This window comes from Paraburkholderia dioscoreae, from assembly GCF_902459535.1.
In the GTDB taxonomy this organism is placed as follows: Bacteria; Pseudomonadota; Gammaproteobacteria; order Burkholderiales; family Burkholderiaceae; genus Paraburkholderia; species Paraburkholderia dioscoreae.
This window is the reverse complement of record NZ_LR699553.1, coordinates 352,454-366,383: the sequence shown is the minus strand read 5'-3', so window position 1 is coordinate 366,383 and position 13,930 is coordinate 352,454. Positions and strand designations below refer to the sequence as shown.

Here is a 13,930-nt window from a genome sequence, read left to right as displayed (position 1 = left end):
TGTCGTACTGGCGTAGAGCCCGAAGTATACTCGTTCGTTTCCCTCCATTCAGCGTGGAAGGCCTTCGCGGACAGTCCAGTCATGCCATTCCGGTCCATTTCGTCGTTTTCCGGCAGCCGGTTCGCGCGTTTTGCGCGCACCGTGCATTCCGCATGGCCGCGCGTCGCACAGGCTGCGCTGCCGAATCTGTGCGCGTTATGCGGCAATTTGTCGCATACGACAATTTGCGCCGGTTGCGACGCGGCCTACTGGAATGAAGGACGGTTGCGATGCACCGTCTGCGCGGTGCCGTTATCCGTCACGCGATGGGCGGCCCGCACGCAGTACCGGTGCGCAGATTGCGCCAGCGAGCCGCCGCCGTTCGACGCCACCTTCGCCCTTGCCGACTACCGGGCGCCGCTCGACACCTTGGCGGTCGGCCTGAAATTCCGCGCCCGCCTGATGTTGGCGCACGAGTTCGGGCGACGCCTTGCGCGTCTTGCACAGGACTCCTGGCTGGAGCTTGCCGAATGGCCCGATGCGATAGCGCCCGTGCCGCTTGCCAGAAAACGCCTCATCGAGCGCGGCTATAACCAGGCATGGCAGATCGCGAGGCCATTGGCTCGCGCGCTACACGTGCGCAGCGACGCCACCTTGCTGCATCGGGTGATTCACACCGCGCCGCAGTCGCGCCTCGATCTCGACGCCCGCCGTCTGAACGTTGGCCGCGCCTTCAAGGTTGCGGGATCCGTGCAAGGCCTGCACGTCGGCATTGTCGACGATGTGATGACGACCGGCGCGACGCTCGAAGCGTTGGCACGCACGCTCAAGGCCGCCGGTGCGCGGCGGGTCACCAACTTCGTCGCGCTGCGCACGCCGAAAAACTAGTCTCAACCTGAGCTCACCATGTTCAATGTCGTTCTCGTAGAACCGGAAATCCCGCCGAACACCGGCAACGTGATCCGCCTGTGCGCCAATACCGGCGCCCGGTTGCATCTGATCGAACCGCTCGGCTTTCCGCTCGACGACGCCAGAATGCGCCGCGCCGGCCTCGACTATCACGAGTACGCGCAAATGAACGTGCATGCCGACTGGCCGGCATTCATCGCCAAAGAATCGCCGGACCCGGCGCGCATGTTCGCCTTCACTACGCGCGGCTCGGGCCGTTTTCACGAGCGCGCGTTTCAATCCGGCGACTGGTTCGTGTTCGGCGCCGAAACGCGCGGCCTGCCCGACCTGGTGCTCGACCAGTTCGCCAGCGAACAGCGCGTGCGCCTGCCCATGCGTCCAGGCAACCGCAGCCTGAACCTATCGAATACCGTCGCTGTCGTGGTGTTCGAAGCCTGGCGTCAGACCGGCTTTGAAGGCGGCGCCTGACGGCGCTTCAATTCAGCCTCGTAGCGCGTGAGCATGGCATCGTCGAAACAGGCGAACACCACCTGTTCGATCTGCGGCGTGCGCGGCAAGGTGGCGAGCACCGCACTGAGCGCAATTCGCACGGCCTCGTCGGCGGGAAAATGGTAAATGCCGCAACTGATCGCGGGGAACGCAATGCTCCTGCACTGCGCCTCGCGCGCCACCTCGAGCGAACGCTGATAGCAGGACGCCAGTAAATCGGCCTCGCCATGCGCGCCGCCCCGCCAGCGCGGACCGACCGCGTGAATCACGTGTCTGGCCGGCAAGCGGTAGCCGCCTGTCAGCTTCGCGTCGCCGGTCGCGCAGCCGCCGAGCGCCTCGCACTCGTGGGTCAACTCCTTGCCGGCCGCGCGATGAATTGCGCCGTCCACGCCGCCTCCGCCCAATAACGACGTATTCGCGGCATTGACGATCGCATCCACGGCAAGTTTGGTGATGTCGACCACGCGTGCTTCGAGCGTGCAACGATTGAAACGAGAGCATGGGAACCTCGCTGATCCGTAGCGTCGATAAAAACGTGGACAGCGATAGCGGGCAGCCGTTCAGCGCTTTTGCGCGCCAAACGGCTGAAAGACAAGGCTTATCTTTCAGCTTTGGAGTCGCGCCGCAGCAGGGCGCTGACGGCGTCGCGCGGAGCCACGCCGTCGAATAGAACGGCACAGACCGCCTGCGTGATAGGCATCTCGATGGCATGAGCGCGGGCAATCGCAAGGACCGCCTGCGCGCAACGCACGCCTTCGGCCACGTGACCGAGGCCGCCGAGAATATCGTCCAGCGTGCGGCCCGCGGCGAGTTGCAGGCCGACTGTGCGATTGCGCGACAGATCGCCGGTGGCGGTCAGGATCAGATCGCCCAGGCCGGTCAGCCCAGTGAACGTTTCCGCACGTCCGCCGAGCGTCACGCCGAGACGCGACATTTCAGCGAGGCCGCGCGTGATCAATGCCGCACGTGCGTTCAGACCGAGCCCGAGTCCATCGGCGATACCCGTTGCAATGGCGAGCACGTTTTTCACCGCGCCGCCCACTTCCACGCCGACGACGTCGTCGCCGGTGTAGATGCGCATGGCGCCGTGATGGAACGCTGCGACCGTGCGCTCGCGGCACGCGGCCGAAGCACTGGCAATGGTCAACGCGACCGGCAAGCCCTGCCCGACTTCACGCGCGAAACTCGGACCGGACAGCACGCCGTTGCTGCCGTGCTCCGGCAGTTCGGCCGCGACCACCTGATGCGGCATCAACTGCGAATCGGCTTCAAAACCTTTGCACAGCCATACCACATGCGCCGGGACTTTGCCCGCGTCGCGCATGGCCCGAAACAGGCCGCGCAGTCCGGCCACGGGCGTTGCCACGACGCATAACGCGTCGTCGGCGAGCGCGTGGTCGAGCGCCGCGTTCAGATCCGTTTCATAGCGAAGCGCCGGCGGCAAGGCAACGCCCGCCAGATAGCGGGCGTTTTCGTGCGAAGTGCGGAGATCGGCAATGAGCGCGGGCTGGCGCGCCCACAACACCGTGTCGTGCCGTACGGCCAGATGGCCGGCGAGCGCGGTGCCCCATGCGCCGGCGCCAAGGACTGCAACCTTCATAGCCGACACAGCTCGCGACACGTTAGTGCGTGACGCCGTTTTGCGCCGCGCTGTCCTGGCCGCCCATCTGCGCGAGGCGTTGCTCGTACAGCGCCTGGAAGTTGATTTCGGCGAGATGGATCGGCGGGAAACCGGCGCGGGTGATCGCGTCGGCGATATTCGAGCGCAGGTACGGGAACAGAATGGTCGGGCAGGCAATGCCGACCAGCGGGTCGATCTGCTCAGCGGGAATGTTGCGGATATCGAAAATACCGGCTTGCTTGGCTTCGATCAGGAACGCAACCTTGTCCGACACCTTGGCGGTGACCGTGCCCGTGACGAGGATTTCGAACACGGTGTCGGCGAGGCGCTCGGCCTTCACGTCGACTTCGACTTCGACCGAGGGCATTTCCTGCTCGAGGAAGATGCCCGGCGAGTTCGGCTGCTCGAGCGACATGTCCTTCAGATAGATACGCTGGATGTTGAAGAACGGCTGGTTATTCTCGTCGGACATGATGAAGTGATTCCCTGATAGATATGCATAGCGGCGGCCCATGCTCGCATGGGTCGCCAGATCGTTGCGGCACGCCGCCGCCCTGATGAGGCAAGGCCGCGCCGGCTTGGTGTTCAGCCGCCCTTGTCACACGCCCGTGGGCGTGCGAATTCAGGCGGTTGCTTCGAGCAGCGGCATCAGACCGCCCGCGCGATCGAGCGCAGAAAGGTCATCGTACCCGCCGACATGCGTCTCGCCGATGAACACTTGCGGCACCGTGCGGCGACCGGTCCGGGTCATCATTTCTTCACGGCGGGCCGGGTCTTTGTCGATCAGTACCTTTTCAACGTGCTCGACGCCGCGCGACTTTAAAAGACGTTCGGCCATCTGGCAATACGGGCACACCTGGGTGCTGTACATGATCACTTTGTTCACTTGACTGCTCCTTGTTTCACAACCGGCATGCCGGCTTTCTGCCAGGCGTCGACACCGCCTTCGAGAACATGGACTTCCGCATACCCTGCATCCTGCACGATACGCGCTGCCTTGTTCGACTGCTGGCCGGTCTGGCATACCAGCAGCACCGGGTTGCTCTTGTTCTTCACGAGTTGCGCGACCTTCGCCTGCAACTCCGCAAATTCAAGGTGCCGCGCCGCGGGCAAATGCCCGCTGGCGAAGTCGGCGGACGGACGCAGGTCGATCACCGCAGCATTGCGCCGGTTGATCAGTTGAGTGGCTTCGGCGGCCGACAGGCCGCCGCGGCCGCGCCGGCTGATCGTCGGCCACAGCAGCAACCCACCGGAGATGAGGACGATCGCGATCAGTACAAGGTTTGTGTAATCAGTGAAAAACTTCACGGAAGATCCGCCGAAAAAGAGAGAAATCGAAAAGGGCAATCCAGCCATTATAAAATAACCGTCTGACGCGATGGCGGCGCTCCCCCGGAGAATCCCCGCAGCGCTTTACCGCTTCCTCACTACCGACCGGCAATCTCATGTACAAACTCGTTCTCATACGCCACGGCGAATCGACGTGGAACAAGGAAAACCGCTTCACGGGCTGGGTCGACGTCGACCTCACCGAACAGGGCAACAACGAGGCGCAGCAAGCGGGCGTGCTGCTGAAGGATTCGGGCTACACGTTCGACATCGCCTACACGTCGGTGCTCAAGCGCGCGATCCGCACCTTGTGGCACGTGCAGGACAAGATGGATCTGATGTACCTGCCGGTGGTGCATTCGTGGCGTCTGAACGAACGGCACTACGGCGCGCTGTCGGGCCTGAACAAGGCTGAAACGGCCGCCAGATTCGGCGACGAACAGGTGCTGGTCTGGCGCCGCAGCTACGACACGCCGCCGCCCGCTCTCGAGCCGACGGACGAGCGCGCGCCCTACAACGATCCGCGCTACGCCAAGGTGCCGCGCGAACAGTTGCCGCTCACCGAATGCCTGAAGGACACGGTCGCGCGCGTTCTGCCCCTGTGGAACGAGTCGATTGCGCCGGCCATCAAGTCGGGCCGCCAGGTTCTGATCGCCGCCCACGGCAATTCGATCCGCGCCCTCGTGAAATACCTCGACAATGTTTCGGACAACGACATCGTCGGTCTGAATATTCCGAACGGCGTGCCGCTTGTCTATGAACTCGACGAAAACCTGCGACCAATCAAGCACTACTATCTCGGCGACCAGGAAGCGATCGCCAGGGCGCAAGCCGCAGTCGCCAAGCAGGGCAAAGCAGGCTGATTTGCCATCTCGCCGCCATGTTGCCGTCAGAAACGAAGCGAATGGCGGCGAACAGCCGCGCCGACCGGCAAGACATACCGGTTGGCGCGGCTCGCGTCATTCACGCGCGCCTTCTTTCCGGCCGCGATCAAGCTGTTACGGCACATTACTTCAGCGTCGCGGGCCTAATCTCACGAACCAGGCCCGGCCCGTGCTGTCGAATCACGATTGCCTGCGCTCCACCCTGACTTGGCGGGTGTGCAGTTATACTTGTCCGTCCCCATCTCTATCGACGCTGCCACGCGCTTCCGACCGCAACAGACTCTATGCGAAAGAACCTGAAAAATATCGGCCTGATTGCCGCGGGCCTTGCTACCGGTGCATTTGCCACGCTGCAACTTTCCGCTTCGGCGCAGCAACCGGCTAGCGCCGCCTCCAGCGCCGTTGCACCGCTGCCGCTGGATCAGCTCCGGCTGTTTGCCGAAGTGTTCGGGCAAATCAAGCATGAATACGTCGAACCGGTCGACGACAAAAAGCTTCTCACCGCTGCCATCAAGGGCATGGTGTCGAGCCTCGACCCGCACTCGTCTTATCTCGACAAGACCGATTACGAGGAACTGCAGGAGCAGACCAAGGGTCGCTTCGCCGGTCTCGGCATCGAGATCTCGTCGGAAGACGGCCTGATCAAAGTAATTTCGCCGATCGAAGACACGCCCGCGTTCCGCGCCGGCATCCGTCCGGGCGACCTGATCACGCGCATCAACGACAAACCCGTGCGCGGCATGACGCTCGACCAGGCGGTCAAGCAGATGCGCGGCGACCCGGGCACCAAGGTCACGCTCACCATCTTCCGCAAGACCGACGACCGCACCTTCCCGCTCACCGTGACGCGCGCGATCATCAAGGTCCAGTCGGTCAAGATGAAGATTCTCGCGCCGGGTTACGCGTATGTGCGCATCACCAGCTTCCAGGAACGCACCACGCCTGATCTGGCCGCGAAGCTGCAGGACATCGCGCGTCAGCAGCCGAACCTGAAGGGTCTCGTGCTCGACCTGCGCAATAACGGCGGCGGTCTGCTGCAAAGCGCGGTCGGCGTAGCCGGCGCGTTCCTGCCGCCGAATTCGGTGGTGGTGTCCACCAACGGCCAGATTCCGGATTCGAAGCAGGTCTATCGCGACACTTACGACAACTACCGCCTGCAATCCTTCGACAGCGATCCGCTGAAGGACGAAGCGCCGATCTTCAAGACCGTGCCGATGATCGTGCTGACCAACGCGTACTCCGCGTCGGCGTCGGAAATCGTCGCGGGCGCGCTGCAGGATCAGCATCGTGCGCTGATCGTCGGCAAGACCACCTTCGGCAAAGGTTCGGTGCAGACCGTGCGCCCCATGACGGCAGACACCGCGCTGCGTCTGACCACGGCGTACTACTACACGCCGAGCGGCCGTTCGATCCAGAACAAGGGTATCCGTCCTGACATCGCGGTCGATCAATACGCCGAAGGCGATCCGGACGACGCGCTCGTCACCCGCGAAGTCGACTACTCGAATCACCTTGCGAACACGCAGGATCCGAACGAGAAGAAGGAAGCGGAACAGCGCGAACAGGAACGCATGGACCAGTTGCGCCAGCTTGAAGAGCAAAACGACAAGAAGACGCCGGAACAGCGTCAGAAGGATCGCGAGCGCAAACCGGTGGAATTCGGTTCGGCCGACGACTTCATGCTGCAACAGGCTCTGAACAAGCTGGAAGGCAAGCCGGTGCAGGAGTCGAAGTCGCTGACCGAGCGTCGTCTCGCGCAGAACAAGCCGCCGGCGTCGGCATCCGCGCCGGTCGCGGTCAAGCCCACGCAGCCGGTGCCCGGTGCATCGGGTCCGGCCTCGGCGCCTGCTACGCAGAGCAAATAAGTATTGGGCCCAACGTGCCTTCGCAGCGGAACATGCTGCGAAGGCACGTTCTGACAGCCGCGGCCGTACCAACTGCAATACCCGGTAGCAGCAAGAACACCGGCTCCCTGCGCGATTAAAATAACGAAACTGCGCATGGCAGGCCCATCGGACCTGCATCTCATCGCGCGCACACTCACGCGCCCCGCCATGAACGACGATCAACTCCTTCGCTATTCCCGCCACATCCTCGTCGACGAAATCGGCATCGAGGCGCAGCAACGTTTTATCGACGCTCACGCGATCATCGTCGGCGCAGGCGGTCTGGGTTCGCCCGCTGCGATGTACCTGGCCGCGGCGGGCGTAGGCCGCTTGACGCTGGTCGATGCCGATACGGTCGATCTGACCAATCTGCAACGGCAGATCCTGCACGTGAGCGCATCCGTCGGACGCAAGAAGGTGGAGTCCGGGCGCGAGGCGATCGCGCGAATCAATCCCGAGGTCGTGGTGAACGCGGTAGCCGAGCGCGTCGACGACGCGTGGCTCGACGCGCAAGTACCGCATGCCACGGTCGTGCTCGACTGCACCGATAACTTCGCGACGCGCCACGCGATCAACCGCGCGTGCGTGAAGCATCGTGTACCGCTCGTATCGGGTGCGGCGTTGCGCTTCGACGGCCAGATCAGCACCTTCGATTTCCGCGACGATGCGTCACCCTGCTATGCGTGCGTGTTCCCCGAAGACCAGCCATTCGAGGAAGTCGCGTGTTCGACCATGGGCGTGTTCGCACCGACAGTCGGCATCGTGGGTTCGATGCAGGCCGCTGAAGCGCTCAAGGTGATCGGCCAAATCGGCACGCCCTTGCTTGGCCGCCTGATGATGCTCGATTCGCTGCGCATGGAATGGAACACCATGCGCATCGCACGTCAGCCGGATTGCCCGGTGTGCGGGCGGACACACCCGGTTTGATTTCCCGCATCGAGGCTGACAAGGCTGAATGAGAAACGCCGCCCGTGAGGCGGCGTTTCTCATTCGAAGACGTGAATCCGGCAACTCACGCCAGCGTCACTCGCTTCAATGCGGCCTGCACTTCTTCCGGTTCGAACGAAGCCAACACATCGGCCACCGGCTTTTCCAGCGTCTTCAGATGCGCGCGCAGCACTTCCTGCTTCACCAGCAGCAGTTGGCTCGGATGCATCGAGAACTCGGTGAGACCCATGCCGAGCAACAGACGCGTCAACGCTGGATCCCCGGCCATCTCGCCGCATACCGACACCGGCACGCCCGCCCGTTTCGCTTCGCGCAGCGTGAACGCGATCAGATGCAGCACCGCGGGATGCAGCGGGTCATATAGATGCGCGACTGCGTTGTCCGCGCGATCGATCGCAAGCGTGTACTGGATCAGATCGTTGGTGCCGATCGACAGAAAATCGAGCCGCTTCAGGAACAACGGCAATGCAATGGCGGCGGCCGGAATCTCGATCATCGCGCCCACCTGCACGTTCGGATCGTAGGCGATGCCTGCGTCGTCGAGCTGACGCTTGGCTTCGCGAATCAGATCGAGCGTCTGGTCGATCTCCTGCGCATGCGCGAGCATCGGAATCAGAATCTTCACGGTACCGAACGCCGACGCGCGCAGTATTGCGCGCAACTGCGTGAGGAACATCTGCGGCTCGGAGAGACTCCAGCGAATCGCTCTCAGACCCAAGGCCGGGTTCGCGGTGGTTTCATAACCGTCGCCCCCGCCCATCGAATCGAGCGGCTTGTCGGCGCCCACGTCGATCGTGCGGATCGTGACCGGCAGGCCGTTCATCAATTCGACCGCGCGACGGTAGGCGGCGAACTGCTCCTCCTCTTCCGGCAAACGGTCCTTGTGATTCATGAACAGGAACTCGGAGCGGAACAGGCCGACACCCATCGCCCCCGCGTCGAGCGCCGCGCGCGCGTCTTCCGGCAACTCGATGTTCGCGCACAACTCGATACGCGTGCCGCACAGCGTTTGAGTGGGCGAAAACTTCAGCCGCTGCAACTTGCGCTGCTCGAGCGCTTTCTCGCTCTGCCGGTACGAGTACTCCTCCAGCACGATCGGCGCCGGGTCGACGATCACAATGCCATGATCGCCGTCGACAATGATCAGGTCGTCCTGGCGAATCAACGCGCTCGCGTGCTGCACGCCGACCGCAGCCGGAATGCCCAGGCTGCGCGCGACGATCGCCGTATGCGACGTGCGGCCGCCGAGGTCCGTAACGAAGCCCTGAAACGTTTGCGTTTTGAACTGCATCATGTCGGCCGGTGCGATGTCATGCGCGACCACGATCATCTCGTCGCAAGCGCCGTGCACGCCATCCGCCAGCGCCACCGAAGCGCCGGCGAGCGCCTTCAGCACGCGCTCCACTACCTGTTCGATGTCGGCTTTGCGCTCGCGCAGGTACTCGTCTTCGATATCGTCGAAATGGCGCGACAGGCGTTCGAGCTGTTCGGTCAGCGCCCACTCGACGTTATAGCGGCGCGTGCGGATCAGGTCGATGGTTTCCTGCACGAGCATCGCGTCGTTCAGGATCATTGAGTGGACGTTGATGAACGCGCCCATCTCGCTCGGTGCGTCTGCGGCGAGATCGGCGCGCAACGCGTCGAGCTCGCGATGCACGTGTTGCTGGGCCGCGCGAAAGCGCTCGACCTCGCCTTCGATCTGGGCCGGTTCAATCAGATAGTGGTCTACGTCAAGTGCAGCCGGGGCGATCAGATAAGCCCGCCCGATGGCGATACCGCGTGACACGGGAATTCCATGCAGCGTGAAGGACACGCGCACCTCCTCTAGTTGTGTGATGCCGCGGCAAACCGCTGCAATGCTCTCAGACACTCTGCGCCATTATAAATTCCGCGCCCCTCGCAGGTACGCTGGGGCTGTGTGCAGCGCAGCACGAATTACCGTAAGCGGCCAGGCAACGCGCCTTCATCTGACTTGCGTTGCCGCAACGCGAACCCAGCCTGCAAACGTCGACGCGCGCGCCCTCGCACGCTTCGTCTACCGCTTTCGTCTGCCCATTGTCGCGCGCTAAAAAAAACGCCGCGGACAGCCGCGGCGTTTGCGCTCATCGCAATGCGGACGCGCTGACTTACTGACCCTCGCCAAATTTATCGGCAATCAGTTTCAGCAATGCGTCCATCGCTTCTTTTTCGTCCGCACCTTCCGTTTCGATCAGCACCGTGCTGCCGATACCCGCAGCCAGCATCATCACGCCCATGATGCTCTTGGCATTGATACGGCGGCCGTTACGGCTCATCCAGATTTCCGCCTGATAGTTGCCCGCGAGTTGCGTCAACTTGGCCGACGCGCGCGCGTGCAGCCCCAGCTTGTTCACGATAGTCGTTTCCTGTTGCAGCATGTGATGGTCCGAAGCGCGGGTAAGTGTTGTTGTGAAAGGTGAATCTGCAAACCTGTGGCAATGCGTGTGAAATCCAGGGCAACCGGCCGATCTGCTTACAGACCGGCTGAGTCGGCTTTCTGCGTCAGGTCGGCATCGGCCGGCAAGGCCGGTAAACAGTCGCCGCCAGACGCCGCGTCGGGCGGCAGTGCGGGCAGACAGTCGCCGGACTCCGCCGTGGGCGCGACGGGAGCCGGCGTGGCCGGTCCGATTGCATGCACGCCCTTGGTAGCGCCGGCGAGCGCCTTGTCGACCAGCGTGTCGAGCGGTGTGGCGCGATAACAGACCGCGCGCACCAGCATCGGCAGGTTGACGCCGCACAGCACGCGCACATTCGGCACCGAAGCGAGCCGGCCGGCGATATTCGCCGGCGTGGCGCCAAACATATCCGTGAGCACGAGCGCGCCGTTTTCTTCCTTGAGACGCTCGATCTCGGCGTGCGCGAACGCAACCTGCTGTGCGGGATCGCAATCCGGCGAAACGTCGATTACGCCGATGCGAGCCGGCAAGCCACCATAGATGTGCGAAATGCAATCGCGCAACGCGGTGGCGAACGGAGCGTGCGCAATGATCAGAATGCCTGCCATGTCAGCCTTACTGCAAAAGAACGGCCCCAACCGCGGACCGGGACCAGGCCCGGTTCGTCAGCACCCTCGGCCGGCCGTAGGCCATGAGGGCCGGAACGCATGATTCGACGAGCGATCTGCCGCGCGCGGGGATCGTGCCCGCGCAAACAAAAATCTGCGCCCTCATAGCCCGCGATCAGCCTGCAATCCCTCGTCATGACACCCGACAGGTGTCCCCTATCCGGCTTGGCGCGCGAGAGCGGCATTGTATCAGGCTCATTTTCACGCCAAAGCCGCTGTGCTGCCCGATGCGGATTTAATACATAGTTTGGGGATCACGGCAGCCATTCAAGAGCACATATCGGCCCGCATCATCAATCCGCCGCGCGCTCCAGCGCGTCGATGAACATGGCGGCGACGTCGAAGCCGGTTTGATCCATGATCTCGCGGAAACATGTCGGACTCGTCACGTTCACTTCGGTCAGCCAGTCGCCGATCGCGTCCAGTCCGACCAGCAGCAAACCGCGCGCGGCGAGTACCGGCGCCAGCGTACCGGCGATCTTGCGGTCATGCTCCGTCAGCGGACGCGCCACGCCGAGGCCGCCGGCCGCGAGATTGCCGCGCACTTCATTACCCTGAGGAATACGCGCGAGCGAATACGGCACGGCTTCGCCGCCGATCAGCAGAATGCGTTTGTCGCCCTCCTTGATCTCGGGAATGAATTTCTGCGCCATCACCGAACGCGCGCCGTCGTGGCTCAGCATTTCGATGATCGAACCGAGGTTCATGCCGTCTGCCTTCACGCGGAACACGCCCATGCCGCCCATGCCATCGAGCGGCTTCAGGATCACGTCGCCGTGTTCTTCGTGAAAGGCGCGCAAGCGGGTCGCGTCGCGCGTGACGAGCGTAGGCGTGACGAACTGCGCGAATTCGCCAATAGCGAGCTTTTCCGAGTGGTCGCGAATCGCCTGCGGCTTGTTGAAAATGCGCGCGCCGGCGCGTTCCGCCATTTCCAGCAGCCATGTCGACGTGACATATTCCATGTCGAACGGCGGGTCTTTGCGCATCACCACCGCGCTGAAGCTCTTGAGCGAGCGCGGTGTGGCCGCTTCGGCGTTGTACCAGAGGTCGCGATGCAGATCGGCACCGTCGCCGACGATCTCAACGCGCTGCACGTTCGCCTCGACCTCGCCGCCCGTCCACGCAAGATGCTTTGGCTCGCACGTGTACACCACGTGAGCCCGGCGCGCCGCCTCGGCCATCATCGCGTAGGTCGAGTCTTTGTAGATCTTGAATTGCGTGAGCGGATCGGCGATGAAAAGAATGTCCATGAAGGTCCCGGTGCGCCCTGATGGGCTTGGCATTGATCGTAAATATAGTCGTTGAAAATGGCGATGGCGGCACGCATGCCGCCATCGGCCACCCAGGGGGCTTAGACCTGAATCGCTTCCGGATCGGTCTTTTCCAGTTCGACCGATGCGGCCAGCAGCCCGAGCCGCGCCACCACGCCGTACATGTAGAAGCGGTTCGGCGGCGCTGCGCCGGGTTTGGCGTGCGCGTCGGGCAGCGCCGTATGCTCGAAGCCGAGCGGCACGAAGTGCATGCCCGGCGCGTTCAGATTCTGATCGCGCTCGCGGCTGCCGTGTACGCGGTAGAAGCCGCCCACCACGTAACGGTCGATCATGTACACCACCGGCTCGGCCACTTCCTCGCCAATGCGCTCGAAGGTGTACACCCCTTCCTGCACGATCACGTCGTGCACTTCCAGGCCGTCTTTGGTCGCCGCCATCTTGGCGCGCTCGCGCTTGGTGAGCGCGGCGACTTCCGACGCGTCGTGCACGGTCATCACACCCATGCCATAGGTGCCCGCATCCGACTTGATGACGACATACGGTTTTTCGGAGATGCCGTACTCGCGATACTTCTTGGCGATCTTCTTCAGCACGCCGTCGATTGCGTCTGCCAGCGCTTCTTCGCCCGTGCGTTCCTGGAAATCGACGCCCTCAACATGCGCGAAGTATGGATTGATCATCCACGGATCGATCTCAACCATTTTCGCGAACTTCTTCGCGACGTCGTCATAGCAGGAAAAATGCGTGGATTTGCGCCGAACGGCCCAGCCGGCGTGCAGCGGCGGCAGTAAATACTGCTCGTGCAGATTTTCGAGTATGGGCGGGATACCGGCTGACAGATCGTTGTTCAGCAGAATCGAGCACGGGTCGAAATTCTTCAGACCAAGGCGCCGCGGCGAACGTTCGAGCGGCTCGAGCACGAGTTTCTGGCCGTCGGAAAGTGCGATCGTGACCGGCCCGTTGATGTTTTCGTCGAGCGTGCCGAACCGCACGTTCAGGCCGGCCTGGCGCATGATCGCGGCCAGACGGGCGACATTCTCCAGGTAAAACGCGTTGCGCGTGTGGCGCTCGGGAATCACCAGCAGGTTCTTGGCGTCGGGGCAGATCTTCTCGATCGAGGCCATCGCGGCCTGCACGGCGAGCGGCAACACTTCCTGCGGCAGATTGTTGAATGCGCCGGGAAACAGATTGGTGTCGACCGGCGCGAGCTTGAAGCCCGCGTTGCGCAGATCGACAGAACAGTAGAACGGCGGCGTGTGCTCCTGCCATTCGAGCCGGAACCAGCGTTCGATGGCGGGCGTGGCGTCGAGGATCTTCCGCTCAAGATCGAGCAGCGGGCCGTTTAACGCCGTAACTAGGTGCGGAACCATTGATCACTCGCAGACTGGAGAAAAAAGATTGTAGAGCAAATGCTTTGTCCATTTGGGGACGGTTTCTCCATTCGCAAGCGGATGCGAATGCATTCTCGCTATCGCCATGATAGGCGGGGAAAACTGCTGTTTACAAGATAGCGCGCAAGAAAAAAGCCCGCC

General features: G+C 62.8%; 14 protein-coding genes and 1 pseudogene. 5 read left to right on the top strand and 10 right to left on the bottom strand.

Features of this window, described 5'->3' with window-relative positions; translation table 11 throughout:
* Positions 1-81: 81 nt before the first annotated feature.
* On the top strand, positions 82-867 hold the full coding sequence (locus tag PDMSB3_RS01730) for a ComF family protein (RefSeq protein ID WP_165184372.1): 786 nt from the start codon (positions 82-84) through the stop codon (positions 865-867).
* A gap of 18 nt (positions 868-885) precedes the next feature.
* Positions 886-1,356 (top strand): tRNA (uridine(34)/cytosine(34)/5-carboxymethylaminomethyluridine(34)-2'-O)-methyltransferase TrmL, encoded by a 471-nt coding sequence (gene trmL, locus PDMSB3_RS01725; RefSeq protein WP_007179462.1) that lies wholly within the window; start codon positions 886-888, stop codon positions 1,354-1,356.
* Here the strand turns inward: trmL and PDMSB3_RS01720 are convergent.
* The 5 genes and pseudogenes from PDMSB3_RS01720 to PDMSB3_RS01700 form a co-directional block, all read right to left on the bottom strand.
* Positions 1,329-1,859, bottom strand: a pseudogene (locus tag PDMSB3_RS01720) (O-acetyl-ADP-ribose deacetylase); the annotation flags it as partial. The gene trmL and the pseudogene PDMSB3_RS01720 sit on opposite strands and share 28 nt — an antisense overlap.
* Before the next feature lie 116 nt (positions 1,860-1,975).
* Complete coding sequence (locus PDMSB3_RS01715; protein WP_165184367.1) at positions 1,976-2,977, bottom strand: NAD(P)H-dependent glycerol-3-phosphate dehydrogenase; 1,002 nt, start codon at positions 2,975-2,977, stop codon at positions 1,976-1,978.
* Positions 2,978-2,999: 22 nt separating this feature from the next.
* On the bottom strand, positions 3,000-3,470 hold the full coding sequence (gene secB / locus PDMSB3_RS01710; protein ID WP_165184364.1) for a protein-export chaperone SecB: 471 nt from the start codon (positions 3,468-3,470) through the stop codon (positions 3,000-3,002).
* A gap of 150 nt (positions 3,471-3,620) precedes the next feature.
* On the bottom strand, positions 3,621-3,884 hold the full coding sequence (gene grxC / locus PDMSB3_RS01705) for a glutaredoxin 3 (RefSeq protein ID WP_007179466.1): 264 nt from the start codon (positions 3,882-3,884) through the stop codon (positions 3,621-3,623).
* Complete coding sequence (locus PDMSB3_RS01700) at positions 3,881-4,306, bottom strand: rhodanese-like domain-containing protein (RefSeq protein WP_007179467.1); 426 nt, start codon at positions 4,304-4,306, stop codon at positions 3,881-3,883. Before PDMSB3_RS01700 ends, grxC begins: the two co-directional genes overlap by 4 nt.
* A gap of 137 nt (positions 4,307-4,443) precedes the next feature.
* On the opposite strand from PDMSB3_RS01700, the gene gpmA reads away from it, so the two are divergent.
* From gpmA to PDMSB3_RS01685, 3 genes are all read left to right on the top strand, one after another.
* On the top strand, positions 4,444-5,190 hold the full coding sequence (gpmA, locus tag PDMSB3_RS01695) for a 2,3-diphosphoglycerate-dependent phosphoglycerate mutase (RefSeq protein WP_007179468.1): 747 nt from the start codon (positions 4,444-4,446) through the stop codon (positions 5,188-5,190).
* A gap of 305 nt (positions 5,191-5,495) precedes the next feature.
* Positions 5,496-7,076, top strand: a complete 1,581-nt coding sequence (locus tag PDMSB3_RS01690) for a S41 family peptidase (RefSeq protein ID WP_165184362.1) — start codon at positions 5,496-5,498, stop codon at positions 7,074-7,076.
* 189 nt (positions 7,077-7,265) lie between these two features.
* Positions 7,266-8,024, top strand: a complete 759-nt coding sequence (locus tag PDMSB3_RS01685; protein ID WP_035518417.1) for a HesA/MoeB/ThiF family protein — start codon at positions 7,266-7,268, stop codon at positions 8,022-8,024.
* Between the two features lie 85 nt (positions 8,025-8,109).
* On the opposite strand, the gene ptsP is transcribed toward PDMSB3_RS01685, so the two are convergent.
* The 5 genes from ptsP to gshA all read right to left on the bottom strand — a co-directional run bounded on the left by ptsP (position 8,110) and on the right by gshA (position 13,768).
* Positions 8,110-9,858 carry a phosphoenolpyruvate--protein phosphotransferase gene (gene ptsP / locus PDMSB3_RS01680; protein ID WP_007179471.1) on the bottom strand — a complete coding sequence of 583 codons (1,749 nt, stop codon included), beginning with the start codon at positions 9,856-9,858 and terminating at the stop codon, positions 8,110-8,112.
* 313 nt (positions 9,859-10,171) lie between these two features.
* The gene (locus PDMSB3_RS01675) at positions 10,172-10,441 is read right to left on the bottom strand and encodes an HPr family phosphocarrier protein (RefSeq protein ID WP_007179472.1); all 270 of its coding nucleotides are present in this window, start codon (positions 10,439-10,441) and stop codon (positions 10,172-10,174) included.
* A 95-nt stretch (positions 10,442-10,536) separates the two neighbouring features.
* Positions 10,537-11,067, bottom strand: coding sequence for a PTS sugar transporter subunit IIA (locus PDMSB3_RS01670; RefSeq protein WP_007179473.1), 531 nt, complete (start codon positions 11,065-11,067; stop codon positions 10,537-10,539).
* 353 nt (positions 11,068-11,420) lie between these two features.
* On the bottom strand, positions 11,421-12,377 hold the full coding sequence (gshB, locus tag PDMSB3_RS01665) for a glutathione synthase (protein ID WP_007179474.1): 957 nt from the start codon (positions 12,375-12,377) through the stop codon (positions 11,421-11,423).
* A 101-nt stretch (positions 12,378-12,478) separates the two neighbouring features.
* Entirely contained in the window at positions 12,479-13,768 is a 1,290-nt protein-coding gene (gene gshA, locus PDMSB3_RS01660) for a glutamate--cysteine ligase (protein ID WP_007179475.1), read from the bottom strand.
* Between the last annotated feature and the right edge of the window lie 162 nt (positions 13,769-13,930).